Source organism: Vibrio sp. 378 (assembly GCF_033339435.1).
In genome coordinates, this window is the sequence record NZ_JAWOUO010001104.1 from 1 (window position 1) to 532 (window position 532).

Annotated in this window: 1 protein-coding gene; it reads right to left on the reverse strand. The window is 50.2% G+C overall.

Annotation, left to right across the window (positions count from 1 at the left end; translation table 11 throughout):
* Window positions 1–532, reverse strand: a 532-nt coding sequence (locus tag R7Q48_RS30615) for an aminotransferase class III-fold pyridoxal phosphate-dependent enzyme (protein ID WP_318134183.1), incomplete at both ends; no start/stop codon positions are given.

The window sequence follows — 532 nt, forward strand, 5'->3', positions numbered from 1 at the left end:
AATAGACCTTGTTTACCTGCAGCAACCAGCACATCACGTGCACGGCCTTGCCATTCTTCATTCAGCGCAGCGCCTAGCAATAGACCTTTGCCACGAACTTCAGAGAATAGGTTGTACTTCGCATTGATCTTTTCTAGACCTGCGCGGAACAGCGCTTCGCGCTCTAAAACACCAGCAAGCACTTCTGGTTTTGTCACTTCGTTAACGACCGCTTCTGCCACTGCACATGCCAATGGGTTACCACCGTATGTTGAACCATGAGTGCCCACTTTCAGGTGCTCAGCCAGTTTTGCTGTTGTTAGCATTGCGCCGATAGGGAAACCACCACCCAGTGATTTCGCTGTGCTTAGAATGTCTGGCGTGATGCCTAGACCTTGGTAAGCATAGAAATGACCAGTACGTCCGTTACCCGTTTGAACTTCATCAAAGATAAGTAGCGCGTTGTGCTTATCACACAGTTCACGTACTGCTTGAGCAAATTCCGGAGTTGGTGGCACGATGCCGCCTTCGCCGTGTAGCGGCTCCATCATAA